This window comes from Stenotrophomonas sp. AC248, assembly GCF_979258185.1.
In genome coordinates this window covers 4,475,001-4,493,305 of record NZ_OZ409840.1, presented here as the reverse complement: position 1 = coordinate 4,493,305, position 18,305 = coordinate 4,475,001, and the positions used below count along the sequence as shown (strand labels likewise).

11 protein-coding genes (1 of these 11 only partly in view) are annotated in these 18,305 nt (G+C 70.4%); 9 read left to right on the top strand and 2 right to left on the bottom strand.

Annotation, left to right across the window (positions count from 1 at the left end; all coding sequences use genetic code 11):
- Positions 1–157: 157 nt before the first annotated feature.
- From egtB to ACZ0AE_RS20035, 9 genes are all read left to right on the top strand, one after another.
- Entirely contained in the window at positions 158–1,447 is a 1,290-nt protein-coding gene (egtB, locus tag ACZ0AE_RS20075; RefSeq protein ID WP_038691626.1) for an ergothioneine biosynthesis protein EgtB, read from the top strand.
- Positions 1,444–2,418 carry an L-histidine N(alpha)-methyltransferase gene (egtD, locus tag ACZ0AE_RS20070; RefSeq protein ID WP_463601993.1) on the top strand — a complete coding sequence of 325 codons (975 nt, stop codon included), beginning with the start codon at positions 1,444–1,446 and terminating at the stop codon, positions 2,416–2,418. Before egtB ends, egtD begins: the two co-directional genes overlap by 4 nt.
- Before the next feature lie 208 nt (positions 2,419–2,626).
- The gene (locus ACZ0AE_RS20065; protein WP_463601992.1) at positions 2,627–6,781 is read left to right on the top strand and encodes a DUF4132 domain-containing protein; all 4,155 of its coding nucleotides are present in this window, start codon (positions 2,627–2,629) and stop codon (positions 6,779–6,781) included.
- A gap of 78 nt (positions 6,782–6,859) precedes the next feature.
- Positions 6,860–7,984 (top strand): ATP-binding protein, encoded by a 1,125-nt coding sequence (locus tag ACZ0AE_RS20060; protein WP_206663146.1) that lies wholly within the window; start codon positions 6,860–6,862, stop codon positions 7,982–7,984.
- On the top strand, positions 7,981–10,362 hold the full coding sequence (locus ACZ0AE_RS20055; protein ID WP_463601991.1) for a DUF5682 family protein: 2,382 nt from the start codon (positions 7,981–7,983) through the stop codon (positions 10,360–10,362). Before ACZ0AE_RS20060 ends, ACZ0AE_RS20055 begins: the two co-directional genes overlap by 4 nt.
- Entirely contained in the window at positions 10,359–11,483 is a 1,125-nt protein-coding gene (locus ACZ0AE_RS20050) for a VWA domain-containing protein (protein WP_463601990.1), read from the top strand. Before ACZ0AE_RS20055 ends, ACZ0AE_RS20050 begins: the two co-directional genes overlap by 4 nt.
- Positions 11,480–13,528, top strand: a complete 2,049-nt coding sequence (locus tag ACZ0AE_RS20045; protein ID WP_463601989.1) for an SWIM zinc finger family protein — start codon at positions 11,480–11,482, stop codon at positions 13,526–13,528. Before ACZ0AE_RS20050 ends, ACZ0AE_RS20045 begins: the two co-directional genes overlap by 4 nt.
- 65 nt (positions 13,529–13,593) lie before the next feature.
- Complete coding sequence (locus ACZ0AE_RS20040) at positions 13,594–15,804, top strand: lytic murein transglycosylase (RefSeq protein ID WP_463601988.1); 2,211 nt, start codon at positions 13,594–13,596, stop codon at positions 15,802–15,804.
- A gap of 57 nt (positions 15,805–15,861) precedes the next feature.
- Positions 15,862–16,608, top strand: a complete 747-nt coding sequence (locus tag ACZ0AE_RS20035) for a GYF domain-containing protein (protein WP_463601987.1) — start codon at positions 15,862–15,864, stop codon at positions 16,606–16,608.
- Positions 16,609–16,614: 6 nt separating this feature from the next.
- Here ACZ0AE_RS20035 and ACZ0AE_RS20030 read toward each other — a convergent pair whose 3' ends face one another.
- On the bottom strand, positions 16,615–17,799 hold the full coding sequence (locus ACZ0AE_RS20030; RefSeq protein WP_038692739.1) for a benzoate/H(+) symporter BenE family transporter: 1,185 nt from the start codon (positions 17,797–17,799) through the stop codon (positions 16,615–16,617).
- 32 nt (positions 17,800–17,831) lie between these two features.
- Positions 17,832–18,305, bottom strand: partial view of a hypothetical protein gene (locus ACZ0AE_RS20025; protein WP_463601986.1) — the 3' portion only. The gene runs 81 nt beyond the window's last position; 474 of the gene's 555 nt are visible here — the last part of the coding sequence; its start codon lies beyond the right edge, outside the window; its stop codon occupies positions 17,832–17,834.

Genomic DNA, 18,305 nt, shown 5'->3' with positions numbered 1-18,305 from the left:
GAAAGCAGGCCGGCGCGCCAGGGCTGCAGGTGCAAACCGGGCCACGCAGGCAATGGTCTTCCCGGTAGCGGCCGCTGCGTATTCAACTTGAGCGTGTCACGCCACGTGAGCCTTCCCATGACGTCCCGCTCACCAGCGCTGGTCGATCCTGACCGCGATGAACACCGCCGTCGCCTCGCCACCGCCCGCCGCCACATCCCCTGCCGCTGCACTTGCGGCGCGTTACGCCGGCATCCGCGCGCGCAGCGTTGCGCTGGCGGCACCGCTGAGCGCCGAGGATGCGATGGTGCAAAGCATGCCCGACGCCAGCCCCAGCAAATGGCACCTGGCCCATACCACTTGGTTTTTCGAACGCTTCGTGCTGGCCAGCCAGCCCGGCCACGTCCCGTTCAATGCCGAGTGGCATTATTTGTTCAACAGCTACTACCAGAGCATCGGTCCGGCGCACGCGCGTCCGCAGCGCGGGTTGCTCTCGCGTCCCTCGCTGGAGCAGGTGCTGCACTACCGTGCCCGGGTCGATGCGCAGGTGATCGCCCTGCTGCAGGCCGACGCGCTCGCGCCGCAGGCCTGCCACCAGCTGCTGCTGGGCCTGCACCACGAGCAGCAGCACCAGGAGCTGCTGCTCACCGACATCAAGCACGCGCTATGGTGCAACCCGTTGCAGCCGGCGTACCGCGACGACCTCGCGCACGCGCAGGCCACCGCCACGCCGCTGCGTTGGCAGGACAGCCCCGAGCAGATCGTCGAGATCGGCGCGCCCGCCTGGCCCGCCCATGCCGCGTTCGCCTATGACAACGAATCCCCCGTGCATCGCGTTCTGGTCCCGGCCCATGCCCTGGCCAACCGCCCGGTCAGCAATGCCGAGTACCGGCAGTTCATCGCGGCCGGCGGCTATGCCGAGGTGGGCCTGTGGATGAGCGAGGGCTGGGCGCTATGCCAGGCCGAAGGCTGGCAGCACCCGCTGTACTGGGATGACGCGCTGGAGCGCGAGTTCACCCTGGGCGGCTGGCGCCCGCTGGACCCGCATGCACCGGTCTGCCACCTCAGCTATTTCGAAGCCGACGCCTACGCCCGCTGGCAGGGCGCGCGGCTGCCCACCGAGTTCGAATGGGAAGCGGCCGCCGCCGGCGTCCCGTCCCACGGCCACTTTGCCGACGCCGACCACCTCCACCCGCGCGGCGCCCCGGCAGGCGACCACGCCCTCCTGCAGCTGTTCGGCGATGTCTGGGAATGGACCAGCAGCGCCTACGGTGCCTATCCGGGCTTTCGCCCCTTCGCCGGCAACCTCGGCGAGTACAACGGTAAATTCATGAACGGCCAATGGATCCTGCGTGGCGGCAGCTGCGCCACCCCCGACGCGCACGTACGCGCCAGCTACCGCAATTTCTTCGCACCCTCGGCGCGCTGGCAGTTCTCCGGCGTGCGCCTTGCGCGGGACCCGGCATGAGCACCGTCACCGACGCGCTCGAGGCGCTCACCGACCTGCAGCCCGATCGCGCCCGGATCACCGCCGACATCCTGCAGGGCCTGTCCACCCGGCCCCGGCAGCTGCCCTCCAAGTACTTCTACGACGCCCGCGGCTCGGCGCTGTTCGAGCAGATCACCCGCCAGCCCGAGTACTACCCCACGCGCACCGAACTGCAGCTGCTGCAGGACTGCGCCGCCGACATCGCCGGCGTGGTCGGCCCGCGCCTGCACGTGGTCGAACTGGGCAGCGGCAGCGGCCGCAAGACCGAATTGCTGCTGCACGCGCTCGCCGACCCGGTGGCCTACACGCCCATCGAAATCTCGCGCGCCGCCCTGCTTGCCAGCATCGCGCGGCTGGCCGTGGCCCTGCCGGACATCGAAATGCTGCCGGTCTGCGCCGACTTCACCCGCCCGGTGCAGCTGCCCGAGCCGCAGCGCGAACCCGCACGCCGGCTGCTGTTCTTCCCGGGGTCCACGCTGGGCAACTTCGCCGAACCCGACGCGGTCGCGCTGCTGCAGGCGATGCGCCAGACCATGGGCCGTGACGGCATGGCCCTGATCGGTATCGACCTGCACAAGGACCCGGCCCTGATCGAGGCCGCCTACAACGATGCCGCCGGCGTCACGGCGGCGTTCACCCTCAACCTGTTGGCGCGGCTCAACCGCGAGATCGGCAGCGACTTCGACCTGGACGCCTTCCAGCATCGCGCGCGCTACAGCGTGCAGCGCCTGCGCATCGAAACCGAACTGGTCAGTACCCGCGCGCAGACCGTGCATGTGGCCGGGCAGCGGTTCGATTTCGCCGAAGGCGAAGCAATGACCGTCGAGTACAGTCACAAGTACACCGAGGCATCCTTCGCCGCGCTGGTGGCCCAGGCCGGGCTGCGGGTCAGCGCACGCTGGAACGCCCGCGATCCCGCCTTCGAGCTCGCGTTGCTGCGCCCGGCTTGACGATCGCCCCCCGCACTCGATGCCATTTCCGTCAGCGAGCTGATCCGCGACCTGGAAGCCCTGCGCGCCTGAGCCGCACCTGCGACGCACGCTGCACCGCCGGTAGTAGGCCGGCGGTCATGCGGGTGCTGCCGTTCGCCGATATGCTATGGGCACATGGAAGCGGTTGCGTTGTGGCCACCGCGCAAGCCAGGGAAGCACGAACGTGATGCGTCGATTCGAACTCGTCGAAGGAACCACCAGCAAGTTCTGGGAAGTGGAACAGGTCGACGCCGACCTCAATGTCCGCTGGGGCCGCATCGGAACCCAAGGGCAAAGCCAGACCAAGTCCTTTGCCGATGCCGCCAAGGCTGCATTGGCGCTGACCAAGCTGGTCAATGAAAAAACCGGCAAGGGCTACAGCGAAACCGGTGCAGCAGCCACGCCCGGGATCGCACCGACCGCGCCAGCAAAGGCCGCGCCGCGCGCCGCCAAGGTGCCCCAGCCTGCTGCATCCGCATCCGCATCCGCATCCGCATCCGCACCCGCACCCGCACCCGCACCCGCACCCGCACCCAGCGTCGCCCCTGCGGCCCCCACGCCGGTGGCCAATGCCGATGACGAAGCGGCAACGGCCTTCGAGCACATCCGCCACGCCATCCTCACCGGCGCGCTCAAGCCGGGCGATTCGCTCACCGTCACCGGCCTGCGTCGCCGCGGCGGCGTCAGTGACGTGGGGGCGCAGCTGGCCTACGCCGCCCTTCGCGACGCGGGGATGCTGCAGTCCTGGCATACCCAGATCGCCGAGGATGCGCCTGCGGTCGCGACGCAGGTCGGGTCGGACTGGTTCACCAACATGGCCCCCGTCGCGCCGGACGTCGCGCATGATCCCCGCCTGCCGCCGTGGTCGGCGCAAGGCACGCCGGTACGTATTACCCCGCCACACCTGGCGTTGATGTACGCCTCGCGCCGTTTTCCGGCGACGCTGCCGGCGCATGACCCGATCGTCGTGTGGAAGCGCTTGAACGGTCGGCTCAGCGTGGACGTCAACGAGCCGGGCAGCGATGCCGCCCTGCTGCCGGCCCTGCGCAGGATGGCCGAACGGCTGCGGGGAGCTGCGCCTGCGCCCGACCGTGATGCCGACCGGATGCTGCTGGTGGTGGCGCTCAACAATCACTACGGGCACGAAGGACTGTTCGCCGACGTGGTGCACTGGCTGGTTGCCAGCCATGGCCTGGAAGACGTCGTGGCGATGCTGCTGGACGCGCAGCAGATCCAGGTCGAGAGCGAGTACGACTCCTCTTCCCAACGGCATAGCCTGCGCTTCCATGGCCAGGTCGATGCCCCGTTTGGCTCGATCTGGAGCAGACCGCTCAGCCCCGCCGATGAAGCGCTGCGCAAGCATCTGTCGGTGGCCGATGAGGCGGTGTGGCAGGCCTGCGTGGCGCGCATCACCCAACACCTGCCGCACGTGCCGGCCTGCCGCCAGCCGGCGCTGCTGTTGCTGCTGCCCGACGTGCCGGCCCTGGCTCACTCGCTGCTGCTGGCGCCCACCGATGGCGCGGAACGACACGCCTGCCTGCATTGGCTGATGACCATCGCCACCGATCCGGCCGCGCTCGACGTGGCGATGCGGCTGCGCCCCAACGAGAAGTTCTGGAGCGATGCGCGTTTCGTCGCCACGGTGCTGGTGGAGCGTGGCGTGGCGGCGCTGCCATTGCTGGAGCCGGGGGCGATCATCGAGCAAGCCGGCGATGCGCTCGCCCACATCGGCACCCCCGAGGCGGTGGAGGCCGTGGCGCGTGCAGCCAGCAGTTCAAAGCATGCGCTGGCCCGGCTGGGGCTGGCGGTCAATCGCTGGCCGGAGGCGGCGCTGGTGGCTGTCTCGCGCGTGATCGCCGCCGGTGGAAAGGACGCGGGCCTGCTCACGCCGAGTTTGGTGCAGCTGCTTCGGGGAATGGGCGAGCGTGCCGTGGCCCTGGAGCCATGGATCGAGCCGGCCGCGCTGGCCGTGATCCAGCGCCAGCGCGCTCTGCTGGGCGGGCCGCAGGAGACCGCTGGCACCGATGAACTGCCAGCGGTGCTGGCCGCCGCCCCCTGGCGGCAGCCGCGTACCCGCCAGGCGCAGGCCGTGCTGGACGTGCCGATGCTGGCGGTCGAACCGGTGGAGCATTGGGCACCCGGCACCCGCGAAGCGGCGATGCAACTGAACAACTGGCAGGCACAGCGCATGGAAGAGTGCCGCCAGCAGCCCAACCGCGCCGCCGACGAGATCGGCTTCACGATGCGCGACGACGCGCTCAAGGCGCTGAACGCCAAGGCTGCTGAGGCCATCGTGGCGCGCGACACCCCGCAACTGGTGAGTTTGTGGCGGGACATGATCGCAGTGCGCCGCCGCAGCCAGTACTACTGGTTCTGCCTGTCACCCACGTACATCGACGCCTTGCCCGAGGGCATGGCCGCGCCGTTCTGGAACGCGATCGCCGGCGAAACCGAAAGCGACAGCATCTCGCGCATGGTGGCCGCACATGGCCTGGCAGTGCGGCCGGCGCTGATCGCCATGGTGCGCAGCAAGCCCACCGACTGCCTGGCGGATGCGTTGCACGTGGGAGCGGTGGAGCTGGCGCTGCCCGCCGCACGCGCGTTCGCCAAGCTCAAGACCGTGCGCGACATCGGCCGCCAGTGGCTGCTGACCTATCCCGAACATGCCGCTGCCGGGCTGCTGCCGGCTGCGTTCGGCAAGCCCGGCGAACTGCGCGACAGTGCCGGTGCCGGCGTGCGCCTGCTGGCCGCCCAGGGCCACGAAGCGCTGCTGCGCGAAGTGGCCGCACGGCATGGCCGCGACGACGTGCTGCAGGCGCTGCAGCAGGTGCTCGAGGACGATCCGCTGCAGCGTTACCCCACCCGCCGCAGCAAGCTACCCGAGTTCTGGGCACCCAGCGGTTGGCGGCGGCCGCAGCTGCACAACGGTAAGGCGCTGGACGAGGACGCCATCGATGTGCTCGGCGAAATGCTCACCTTCCCCACCAACGAAGAGGTCTACGCCGGCATTGGCCAGGTGATCGACGCCTGCCGCCCGGACAGCCTTGCCGACTTCGCCTGGGACCTGTTCGGTGCCTGGCTCAACGCCGGCGGGGCGGGCAAGGACAACTGGGCGCTCGCCGCGCAGGGTCTGTTCGGCAACGACGACACCGCCCGCCGCCTGACCCCCTTCATCCGCAGCTGGCCCGGCGAAGCCGCGCATGCCCGTGCGGTGTCGGGCCTGGATGTGCTGGCCTCCATCGGCACCGACGTGGCGCTGATGCAGATCAACGGCATCGCCCAGAAGATCAAGTTCAAGGGCCTGCAGGACAAGGCCCGCGAGAAGATCGCCGCGATCGCCGAGGCACGCAAGCTCACCACCGAGGAACTGGAAGACCGCCTCGCCCCGGACCTGGACCTGGACGCGCACGGCACCCTGCGCCTGGATTTCGGCCCGCGTGCCTACAAGGTGGGGTTCGACGAAGCGCTCAAGCCGTACGTGCGCGAGATCCTCGCCGCCGGCGAAGGCCCGCGCCTGGACGATCTGCCCAAGCCGAAGAAGAGCGATGACGCCGCGCTTGCCAAGGCCAGCGTCGAACGCTTCAAGGCCTTGAAGAAAGATGTACGCACCATCGCCAGCCAGCAGGTCCTGCGCCTGGAACTGGCCATGTGCGCGCGCCGGCGCTGGACCCCGGCCCTGTTCCGCGCGTTCCTGGTCGAACACCCGCTGCTGCGCCACCTGGTGCAGCGGCTGGTCTGGGGCGTGTACGCGGTCAGCGACGGGCAGTCCCATGGCGGCCAGCTGCAGGCCTGCTTCCGCGTTGCCGAGGATGGCAGCTTCACCGACGCCAACGACGACCCCATCGACTTGCCCGAGGGCGAGGCGGTGCGCATCGGCGTACCGCATGCGCTGGAGCTCTCTGCCGCCGATGCCGCCGCATTCGGCCAGGTGCTGGCCGACTACGAACTGCTGCAGCCGTTCGCGCAGATTGGCCGCGACACCTACACCCTGCAGGCCGACGAACACCCCACCGACAAGTTGCTGCGCTGGAAGGGCGCCAAGGTGCCCACCGGCCGCGTGCTCGGCCTGGTCAACAAGGGCTGGCGCCGCGGCATGGCCCAGGATGGCGGTGGCATCTGGTACTTCACCAAGCCGCTGGCCAACGGCAAGGTGATCGAGCTGCTGCTTGATCCGGGCATCATCGTCGGCATGGTCAACGAGTACCCCGAGCAGGAACTGGGCGAGGTGCAGTTCGGCTCCCCCGGGGGCTGGGGCGGCATGCAGCAGGCCGACCCGCTGTCCGGCCTGGATCCGATCGCCGCCAGCGAACTGATCCGTGACCTGGAGGCGCTGCGCGCCTGAGCCGTGCGGGCCGCGCTGTCGGCGTGCCCGCCCCCACCTGAACGCGCGCGCTGCGCGTGCGTGCAACCGGATACCCCGATGGCCCCGTCTTCCGTTTCCCCCGCGCCCGCCGCCGCCGCGATGCAGCGCCCGCCCGCCGAAGTGCTGCATGCCGACGAACTGGCCCGCCTGCGCCAGAACGACCGCGATGCGCGCCCGCCGGGTTGGGCGCTCAGCCTGCGGGCCGCGCGCGCCTTCATCCTGGGCGATCCCGCACTGGGCATCCAGGCCAAGGTCGTGGCCCCGGTGGCCAGCATCGAACGCATGCTGGTCACCCTGGCCACCGGCCGCGGCCTGATGCTGGTCGGCGAGCCGGGCACCGCCAAGTCGCTGTTGTCCGAACTGCTGGCCAGCGCCATCTGCGGCGTGTCCACCCTGACCATCCAGGGCGGTGCGTCCACCACCGAAGACCAGATCAAGTACGGCTGGAACTACGCCCTGTTGATCAACGAAGGTCCCAGCCCGCGCGCCATGGTGCCCGCGCCGCTGTACCAGGGCATGCGCGATGGCCGCATCGTGCGCTTCGAGGAAATCACCCGCGCTCCGCAGGAAGTGCAGGACTGCCTGCTGGGCATGCTGTCCGACCGGGTCATGGCCGTGCCCGAGCTCGAGGGAGAGCACGCCATGCTGTATGCCCGCGAGGGCTTCAACATCATCGCCACCGCCAATACCCGCGACCGCGGCGTCAACGAAATGAGCGCCGCGCTCAAGCGCCGCTTCGATTTCGAAACCGTCGCGGCCATCCTCGACTTCGACCTGGAGCTGCAGCTGGTGCAGCAGGCATCGGCACGCCTGCTTGAACGCAGCGGCATTCCGGCGGCAGTGCCGCTGCCGGTGCTGGAACTGCTGGTCACCACCTTCCGCGACCTGCGTACCGGCGGCGCGCAGGAAGGGCAGGGCAGCGACACCCCGATGGATCGCCTGTCAGCGGTGATGTCCACCGCCGAGGCGGTCAACGTCGCCCACGCGGTGGGCGTGCGCGCCTGGTTCCTGGAGCAGCGCGAAGGCGCACCGGCCGACCTGGTCGAGTGCATCGCCGGCACCGTGGTCAAGGACAGCGCCGAGGACCGCGCCAAGCTGCGCCGGTATTTCGAACACACCGTCGCCCGCCGCCAGGGTCCGTCGTGGCGCGCGTACTACGAGGCGCGCCACCGCCTGCCGTGAGCGACCAGCCCGACATCATCGGTGTACGCCACCACAGCCCGGCCTGCGCCCGTCTGGTGGCCGCGCGCATCCGCCGCCAGCGCCCGGCCTTCGTGCTGATCGAAGGCCCGGCCGACTTCAACCCGCGCCTGGACGAGCTGCATCTGGACCATCGCCTGCCGCTGGCGATCTACAGCCATCGTTCCGACGACGCCAGCCACCACGGATCGTGGACCCCGTTCGCCGAGCACTCGCCGGAATGGCAGGCGCTGGTGGTGGGACGCGAGGTGGACGCGCAGGTGCGCTTCATCGATCTGCCGGCGTGGGACGACGCCTTCGCTGCGCTGGAAAACCGCTACGCCGACAGCGCCGACCATGCCCACCAAGCGCGCGCCGATGCCTACGAGCGCGCGCTCGGCGAGCGCCTGGCGGTGCAGGGCCGCGACGCGCTGTGGGACCACCTGTTCGAGCAGGACGAGGCCGGCGACAGCCTGCACGAACGCCTGCACACCTATTTCGTCCACCTGCGCGGCGACGATCGCGGCTCGCTGGGCAACCAGCAACGCGAACAGATGATGGCCGCCTGGATCGCCTGGGCCATGCGCCAGCCGCCACGCGACGGCCGCCACGGTGTGCTGGTGGTCTGTGGCGGTTACCACGCGCCCGCCCTGCAGCGGTTGTGGGCGCAGCAACCGCCGGCCAGCGCGCCGCCCGAGGTGCCCGTGCCGGCCACCGGCCCGGACGGCCCGGTGCGGCACGGCTCGTTCCTGGTGCCGTACACCTTCAAGCGCCTCGACGCCTTTGCCGGGTATGCCTCGGGCATGCCGTCGCCGGGCTGGTACCAGTGGCAGTGGGAACACGGTGCCGGTGCCGACGCGCACATGCTGGGCCAGGTGATGGCGCGCTTGCGCGGGCGCGGGCTGCCGGCCTCCACCGCCGACCTGATCGCCGCGCGCCTGCGCGCCGATGGCCTGGCGCGGCTGCGCGGACACGCCCGCCCGCAGCGCGTGGACTGGCTGGACGCATTGGCCGGGGCGCTGGTCAAGGACGCGCTGGACGCACCGTTGCCGTGGACCTACCGCGGTCGGCTGCGTGCCGGCACTGATCCGGTATTGGTCCAGATCATGGATGTACTGGCCGGCGACAGTAGCGGCCTGCTCGATCCCCACACCCCGCAACCGCCGCTGCTGGCCGACCTGGCCGCGCAGTTGCACGCCCACGGGCTCACGCTGGGCCAGGGCTGCCAGCTGGATCTGCTCGACCCGCAGGACCGCCACCGCAGCGTCCTGCTGCACCGCCTGCTGTTGCTGCAGGTGCCCGGCATCACGCGTACCCACGGCCCGGCCCAGGCCATCAGCGATACCTTTGAAGAACGCTGGTCGCTGGCCCGGCCGGTGGAGCAGCACGCGGCGCTGATCGAAGCCGGCGCCTGGGGCGCCACCGTCGGCGATGCCGCCCGCGCCCGCCTGGAAGACGCGCTGCGCCATGCCGACCGTGGTATCGCCGGGCTGGTCCCGCTGCTCAATCGCGCCGCCTGGGCAGCGCTGCCTGCGGTCAGCGCCGCCGTGCTCGATGACCTGGCCGCGGCAGTCGCCAGCGAAGCCCGTTTCGAGGTGCTGGCGCCGGCGCTGGGCGAGCTGGACCTGCTGCGCCGACATGGGCACATGCTGGGCATGCAGGAGGCACCGATGCTCAAGGCACTGCTCGGGCCCGGCCTGGACCGTGCGCTGTGGCTGCTTGAAGCGCCAGGCCAGGTCAGCACTGCAGACACCGACGCACACGTGCGCGGCCACCTCGCGCTGCGCCAGATCATCACCGACAGCCTGGCCGACCACGAACACGGCGACAGCGCCGCACCGATCCCTGCGCCGGCGCGGGCGCTGGCGGTATGGCAGCGCAAGCTGGCCAACGCGCAGGCGGCCGCGGTCAGCCGGGGTGCCTCGCTGGGTGCACTGGTGGGGCTGCGTGAGCGCGTGGGCGTGGCCGTGGCTCCGCTTGCCGAGGAGGCCATGACCTTGCTGCAGGGCCTGGCCCCTGCGCAGATGGGCGATGCCCTGGCCGGGTTGTTGGCGTTGGCGCGTGACCGCCTGGCCAGCGAGCCGACGTTCACCGCCGCGCTGGACACGCTCGTGCAGGCGCTGCAGCCCGACGACTTCATCCTGGCCCTGCCGGCGCTGCGCAGTGCCTTCGTCTGGCTGCCGGCACGCGAGCGCGGCGCGCTGGCCACCCGCATGCTTGCCCTGCATGGCGCCGCCCACCTGTCCGGCCGCGTGCTTACCGCGGCAGTGCCGGGGCAGGCGCCGGCCGACGTGCTGGCCCGCGCCGCGCAGCGCGAAACGGAGGCCCTGGCCGCGCTCGCGCGCTGGGGCATCACGCCGGTGCAGAAGGCAACGCCATGAGCCTGGACATCCCCGACCCCCTGCAGCGCTGGCGCCTGCTCCTTGGCGAACCGGCCGAGCCCGCGTGTGGTGCGCTCGGTGAGGACGCCCAGGCCGCCGACGCCGCGCTGGAATGGTTGTACGGCCGCGATGGCGACCGCGCGCTGCGGGGTGAGCGCAGTGGCGGCGGCGGTGCATCGCAGCTGACCACGCCGGACTGGATCAACGACATCCACCGGCTGTTCCCGCGCGAGGTGATCGAGCGCCTCGAGCGCGATGCCGTCGAGCGTTTTGGCATCGACGAAGTGGTCACCAACCTGGAGGTGCTCGAACGCATCGCGCCATCGGAGAGCCTGCTGCGCGCGGTGCTGCATACCAAGCACCTGATGAACCCGCAGGTGCTCGCCGCCGCCCGCAAGCTGGTGGCCGAGGTCGTGCGGCGCATCATGGAGCGCCTGGCCACGCAGGTGCACCAGGCCTTCAGCGGCACCCGTGACCGACGGCGCCGCTCGCGTCGGCAGATCGCCAGCAACTTCGACTTCCGCCGCACAGTGGCGGCCAACCTGCAGCGTTTCGACCCGGCCAGCGGCAAGCTCTACGTGCAGCAGCCGATGTTCTTCAGCCGCAGCCGTCGCCAGGCCGAGCCGTGGGACATCATCCTGCTGATCGACCAGAGCGGCTCCATGGTCGACTCGGTGATCCACAGCGCGGTGATGGCCGCCTGCCTTTGGCAGCTGCCAGGCATGCGCACGCACCTGATCGCCTTCGACACCGACGTGGTCGACCTCACCGCCGATGTGGCCGACCCGGTCGAACTGCTCATGAAGGTGCAGCTGGGCGGTGGCACCGACATCGCCCGTGCGGTGGCCTACGCGCAAGGCCGCGTGGTCAATCCGGCACGCAGCGTGGTGGTGCTGGTCAGCGACTTCTACGAGGGTGGCTCCGATGGCGACCTGGTGCGCCGGGTCAAGGCGCTGGTCGAATCCGGCGCCAAGGTACTTGGGCTGGCCGCGCTCGATGCGCAGGCCAATCCCAGCTACGACCGCGAAACCGCAGCACGGCTGGTCAAGGTCGGCGCGCACATTGCCGCGATGACGCCGGGCGAGCTGGCCGCCTGGCTGGCCGAAAAGGTGCTGGCATGAATCCGCGCCAGGACCTGCTGGAGCTGACCCCGGCCGCGCTGATGGCGCTGGCCAACCCGGGCTTCGTCAAGCGCGCGCAGAAGGATCTGGCCGCCGGCGTGGCGCCGGCGCTGGACATCGACGCCAGCGGCACCGTCACCGCCACGTACGACGACGGCTGCATCGCGCGCCTGCCGGTGGGCTGCACCCTGCGCGATGCCCAGTGCAGCTGCACCGCCTCGGCCATGTGCCGGCACCGGGTCACCCTGGTGCTGGCCTGGCAGGCCCGCGCGGCCGCCGCCGCGCCATCGCCGGCAAACCACGCCGATGCCGCCGCGCCAGTTGCCGCCCCCGCCGCGTCCTGGAGCCCGGCCCAGTTCGACCTGCCGGCGCTGGCCGCCGCGCTGCCTCCCGGGGTCATGGACCAGGCCGAGCGGCTCCGTCAGGACGCCCCGGTGATCACCGTGCACCCGTGGGCCGGCGAGGACAGCCCGCCCAGTGCGCAGCTGCCGATGTGCAGCGTGCGCTTCTTCGCCCGCGGCTCCATCGCACACGCGCGCTGTGACTGCCGCCAAGGGGGCAACTGCGTCCACGTGGTGCTGGCGGTGCTGGCCTTCGCCCAAGCCGAGCGCCTGGGCCCGCTGCAGGCACCGCACACCCTGCAGTTGCGCAGTGCCGACACGGCGTCCGATGCCGCCAGTGGCTGGGATGCTGCCGCCCAGGCCTTGCATGCCGACATCGAGGCGCTGCTGCTGTCGCTCTGGCTCGATGGGGGTGCGCAGCCGCTGATCGCCCTCGCGGCACGCATCCAGGCGCTGCGCACCCGGGCCCAGGCGCAGGGCTGGTGCTGGATCGACGACGCCCTGGCCGAGCTGCGCCACCTGCTGCAGGCGCGGCAGGCGCGCAGCACGCGTTTCGCACCGCTCGCCCTGCTGGATCTGGTGGTGGGACTGTGGGCGCGCCTGCAGTCGGCGGCGCAGCTGGCCTGCCAGGCCGCCCCGGCGCTGCCTGCCGCGCAGGTGCTGGGGATCGGGGTCAACGGTGAGGTGGCGCTGGACCGCCTGCGCCTGGTCTCGCTGGGCGCCGCGCTCTGGCGCGACGAACGCGAGGAAGGCGCCAGCGTGCTGTGGGCCGACCCGGACACCCAGTCGGTCACCGTGATGGCACGGCAGTGGCCGCTGGAGGCGCAGGCGCCGGCGCGCATCGGCGAACGCCGTGTCGCCGGCCATCCGCTGCGCCAGCTGGCCGCCAGCCAGGTGATCACCCAGCGCGCCACGCGCAGCGCCAACGGCACCATCAACGTCGCCGCGCAACGGCAGCACACCGGCCTGTTGCCGCTGTCGCCCCGCGCCTGGGACGAATTGGGGGCACCGTTGCGCCATCCCGACCCGGCGGCGCTGGCCGCGCACCTGGCACGGCAGCCGCCGGCCTTCACCCAGCCAAGGGTGGCGGCAGCCGGCATCGCGGGTGGGGCGCCAGCCGCCTTCCATGTGGTGCAGGTCGACGCGCTGCAGGCGGCGCATGTCGGCTGGGATCCGGTCACCCAGACCCTGCATGCCGAGCTGGTCGCGCGCGACGGCCAGGGCACCGGCCTGCGGCTGCTGCACCCGCACCGCGCCGCCGCGCCGGACGCGGTGGACGTGCTGGCCCGCGTACTCCATGGCCACTACGGTGCCCTGCGGGCGGTGGCCGGCAACGTGCACCTGCAGGGTGGGGCGCTGGTGATGCAACCCACGGCGCTGCTCACCGACACCCAGGCCGTGGTCCCGCAGGTCCATCCGCCCGTCGCACCGCTGCCGGTGCCGGCCATTGACGCCGCCGGATCGACCCCGCTGCTGGACACCCTGGAGCAGCTGGCGCTGCTGCTGCAGCAGGGCCTTCGCCACCAGCACAGCGGCGGCTGGGAGCGCGTACAGGAACAGGCTCACCGCCTGCAGTTGGCCGGCTACCGCCAGACCGCGGCCCAGCTGCGTGAGCTGCATGCGGCGATGGGACCTGCGCAGCGGCCGGCGCTGCTGCAGCGCGTATCGGTGCTGACCCTGCTGATGCAGGATCTGTCCGGATGATGCCTGCCTGGTCACGCATTGACCTATGCTGCAGGCATGCCTTCTTCCACTGCCCGCAGGTGATCATGCCCGCACGCCGTCTTCCGGTATCGCCGTCGGTCCTGCGCCGCTTGGGCCTGTCCCTTGCCGCGTTGGCACTGCTCACCGCTACGGCCAGCGCCGCCGCGCAGGACAGCTTCGAACGCTGCCTGGCCACCCTGCAACCGCAGGCGACCAAGCAGGGCATCAGTGCGGCGGGTTTCGCCCGCTTCACTGCTGGCCTCACCCCGGATCTGAGCGTGCTGCCGCTGCTCGATGCGCAACCGGAATTCACCACGCCGCTGTGGGACTACCTGGCCGCGCTGGTCGACAGCCAGCGCGTCGACGACGGACGCGCGCGTCTGCTCGAGCACCGCGACCTGTTGAACCGGGTGTCCACCCAGTACGGCGTCGACCCGGCCACCATCGTGGCGGTGTGGGGCGTGGAGAGCGATTACGGCCGCGTGTTCGGCAAGCGCCCACTGCTGCAGTCGCTGGCCACGCTGTCGTGCAATGGTCGCCGCCAGCCCTTCTTCCGCGGCGAACTGCTCGCCCTGCTCAAGCTGCTCGACGCCGGCGACCTGCAGGCTGAAGGCCTCACCGGCTCCTGGGCCGGTGCCTTCGGCCACACCCAGTTCATGCCGTCCACCTACGCGCGTATCGCCGTGGACGGGGACGGCGATGGTCGGCGTGACCTGGTGGCCAGCATTCCCGATGCCCTGGCCTCCACCGCCAACTATCTGGCCAAGGCCGGTTGGCGCACCGGCCAGCCGTGGGGAGTCGAAGTCCGCCTCCCGTCTGGCTTCAACCCGGCGCTGGCCGGGCGCACCCAGCGCAAACCGCTGGCCAGCTGGCGCGCACTGGGCATCGCCCCGGTCGGCGGCGGTGCGCTGGCCCCGGCCGGCCTGCCCGACGACAGCAACGCCGCGCTGCTGCTGCCCACCGGCGCCAAAGGGCCGGCCTGGCTGGTGTTCCGCAACTACGACGCGATTTACGCCTACAACGCCGCCGAAAGCTATGCACTGGCCATCGCCACCCTGGCCGACCGCCTGCGCGGCGGTGCGGGCACCGTGGCGGCGTGGCCCACCGACGACCCCGGCATCGGCCGCCGCGAGCGTCGCGAACTGCAGAGCCTGTTGCTGGCCCGCGGCCACGACATCGGTGCCGCCGACGGCATGGTGGGCACCGCCACCCGCCGCGCCATCCAGGTCGAGCAGCAGCGCCTCGGCTGGCCCACCGCCGACGGCCGCGCCGGCCAACGCATCCTCACTGCCTTGCGCAGTGCGCCTCCCACCTCCATCTCCCCGACTGCCATGCCCGCATCCACCGTGTTCACCCTGCCGCCCAACCACGCCCGCCTGGTGCAGTCCGCGGCTGGCCCCAACGCCGCCCTGCCCAAGGTCGAGGGCCTGAGCCTGGGCACCGTGCAGGGCTTCCCTGTCTGGAAGGTGGACACCCCGTTTGCCAGCGCGGCCATCGCGGTGTTCGGCGGGCAGCTGTTGTCCTATGTCCCCAAGGGCGGCCAGGACCTCCTGTGGCTGTCACCCAGCGCGCAGGCGCTGCCCACCCCGATCCGCGGCGGCAGCCCGGTGTGCTGGCCGTACTTCGGGCGACAGGGGCAGGGCACCGATGTGCCCTCGCATGGGTTCGTGCGCAACGTGGCATGGACAGTGAAGGAGGCGCGCCGCGAGGCCGACGGCACTGTGCTGCTCACCCTGGCCCCGCCGCCGCTGGACAACCTGGCCCTGCGCCTGACCATGCAGCTGCGCATCGGCCGCACGCTTGAGCAGCGCCTGATCACCGAGAACACCGGCAGCCAGGCAGTGAGCTTCACCCAGGCCCTGCACAATTACTTCCGGGTGGACGACGCCACGGCCGTGGACGTACAGGGGCTGGACGGCCTCACCTATCTGGACAAGTTCGAGAACTACGCCACCCCGCGCGTGCAGCAGGGCGACTGGAACCTGCGCGACCCGCGCGATCCTGGCCGCAGCGACCGCATCTATACCGGCGCCGCCGGCCGTTACGTACTCAAGGATCCGGGCCTGAAGCGGCGCATCGAGATCACCACCCAGGGCAGCCGCTCGCTGGTGGCCTGGAACCCGGGCCAGGCGGGGGCGGCCGGCATGGCCGACGTCGGTGCAGGCTGGCGCAACTACGTCTGCCTGGAGGCCGCCAACGCCGGCCCGGACGTGGTCACCCTGCCTGCCGGCGCCAGCCACACGCTCACCCAGACCTTCCGCGTACTCCCCCTGTAATCCGTCAGCCGGACGCCCGGACGGGCGAACCGGTGCCTTTCCCTCAAGGAACGAGTCATGTCCGATACCCCGTGGTACTACGCCGATCACCAGCAGCAGCGTCAGGGACCGGTGCCCGCCGCGCAGCTGCAGCAGCTGCTTGCGCAGGGCCAGATCACCGCCGACACGCTGGTCTGGCGCCAGGGCATGGCCCAGTGGCAGCCCCTGCATGGCGTGGCCGATCTGGCGGTGCCCGCGCCGACGCCGGTCGAGCGGCCGCAGGATCCCTACGCTGCGCCGGCGTCGGCCTTCGATTCCACCGCCCTGCCTGTGCAGGAACCCCTGGCGGCGGGCCAACAGGCGTATGCCGCCTTCGTCGGCGCCAACTTCCCGGTGTATCGCCGCAAGTGGCGCCTGGACCTCACAGCCGACGGCACGGCGGGCAGCACCACCGCCTGGAACTGGCCCGCCTTCCTGTTTGGCGCGTTCTGGATGCTGTACCGCCGCATGTATGCGGTGGCGGCCATGTGGATCGGCGCGCTCACCGTCCTGTCCATCCTGGAAACCCTGATCGATGTCAGCGACAGCGTATCGCTGGTGATCACCCTGGGGGCCAGCGTCGCTGCCGGTTCGGTGGGCAATCACCTGTATCTGCGGCATACCCAGCGGATGATCGCGCTGGCCGAGGCACGTCATCCCGGTGACGCGCCCGCGCAGCACGCCGCACTGGCTGGCCTGGGCGGTACCCGCTGGTCGGCGGTACTGGTCGGCATGGCCATTTACATCGTGGTGATCGGTGCGTTGTCCTTCCTGTTGGATCCCTGAGCCGGCTCAGGCGCGCGCGGGTCGCAGCACCAGCAGGCAGATGCCACCGGCCACCAGCCCCCAGAAGGCCGAACCGATCCCGGCCAGTGACAGCCCCGAGGCGGTAACCAGGAAGGTCACCAGGGCCGCCTCGCGGTCGGCTTCTTCCCGCAGCGCCATCGACAGGCTGTTGGCGATCGTGCCGAACAGGGCAATGCCGGCCACGCAGGCCACCAGTTCCTTGGGGAAGGCCGCGAACACGGCCGCCACCGTCGCCCCGAACAGGCCCACCACGATATAGAAGCCGCCGGCGGCCACCGCGGCGGTGTACCGGCGCGCGGGATCCTCGTGCGCCTCGCGGCCCATGCAGATCGCGGCGGTGATCGCCGCCAGGTTGAGTCCGAACGCACCGAAGGGGGCCAGCAGCGTGTTGGCCACGCCGATCCAGCCAATCACCGGGGACACCGGTGTGTCGTAGCCGGAGGCACGGATCACCGCCACCCCCGGGATGTTCTGCGACGCCATGGTCACCACGAACAAGGGCAGGGCAACGCCGATCACTGCCGCCCACGACAGCGTGGGCCAGGTGAACACCGGCGTGGCCAGCTGCAGGCGAACCTCCTGCATATGCAGCAGCCCCTGGCCGGCGGCCACGGCGATACCCACCAGCAGCGTGGCGATCACCGCATAGCGCGGGAACAGCCGGCGTCCGATCAACCAGGTGGCGAACATCGCCAGTGCCATGCCCAGCTGCGTCTGCATGGACACAAACACCTCCAGACCGAAGCGCAGCAGTACCCCGGCCAGCATGCCCGCAGCCAACGCCATCGGTACCCGCTGCATCAGCCGGGCGAAGATCCCCGAGAAGCCGGCGATCATGCCCAGCACTGCGGCCAGCACGAACGCACCGATCGCATCGCTGTAGCCCACCGCACCGGCGCCCACCACCAGCATGGCCGCGCCCGGCGTCGACCATGCCGTCACCACCGGCACGCGGTAGCGCAGCGACAGGCCGATACAGGTGATGCCCATGCCTAGTCCAAGCGCCCACATCCACGAGGCGATCTGCGCCTGCGATGCGCCCATCGCGCGTGCGGCCTGGAACACGATCACCGCCGAACTGGCAAAGCCCACCAACACGGTGATGAAGCCAGCCATCAACGAAGGCAACGACATATCGCGCAACAACGAACGCTTGGCTACTGCAGACATCACATGCATCCCTGACGACAAGACATGCATTGTTAGCAAGCCTGCGGCAGCACGCGCAACGCGCGTGCTGCCGCGCTTGCAGATGAGCAGCACGCATTGATGACGCGTCGATGAAAAAGATCGAAGAAAAGCCTTGACGAATTTTCAGAAGTCTTTAGTATTCGCTCCCTCGCTGCGACGCGGTCTTCACCCCGGTGAACACCCACCCGCAGCGACGGCAACAAGCTTCGAAAGAAGGTGTTGACGGAAACGAAAAGCCTGACATAATAGGCGGCTCGCAACGACGAAAGCCTCTCGGGGCAAACGACGAAGCGGCATCGGCAACAACGTTTCGCTTCGGTGAAACGGCCTTGAAAAAAGGTGTTGACGAAGCAGATAAGCCGGTCTATAATGGGCGGCTCGCAACGACGGAAACGTCGGGGCAAACGGAAGAAGGCGCTGAGGCCGATTCCAAAGTTCTTTGACAGTATGCGCAGGTATCTTGTGAAGGCGCCTGCAGGAAGGAT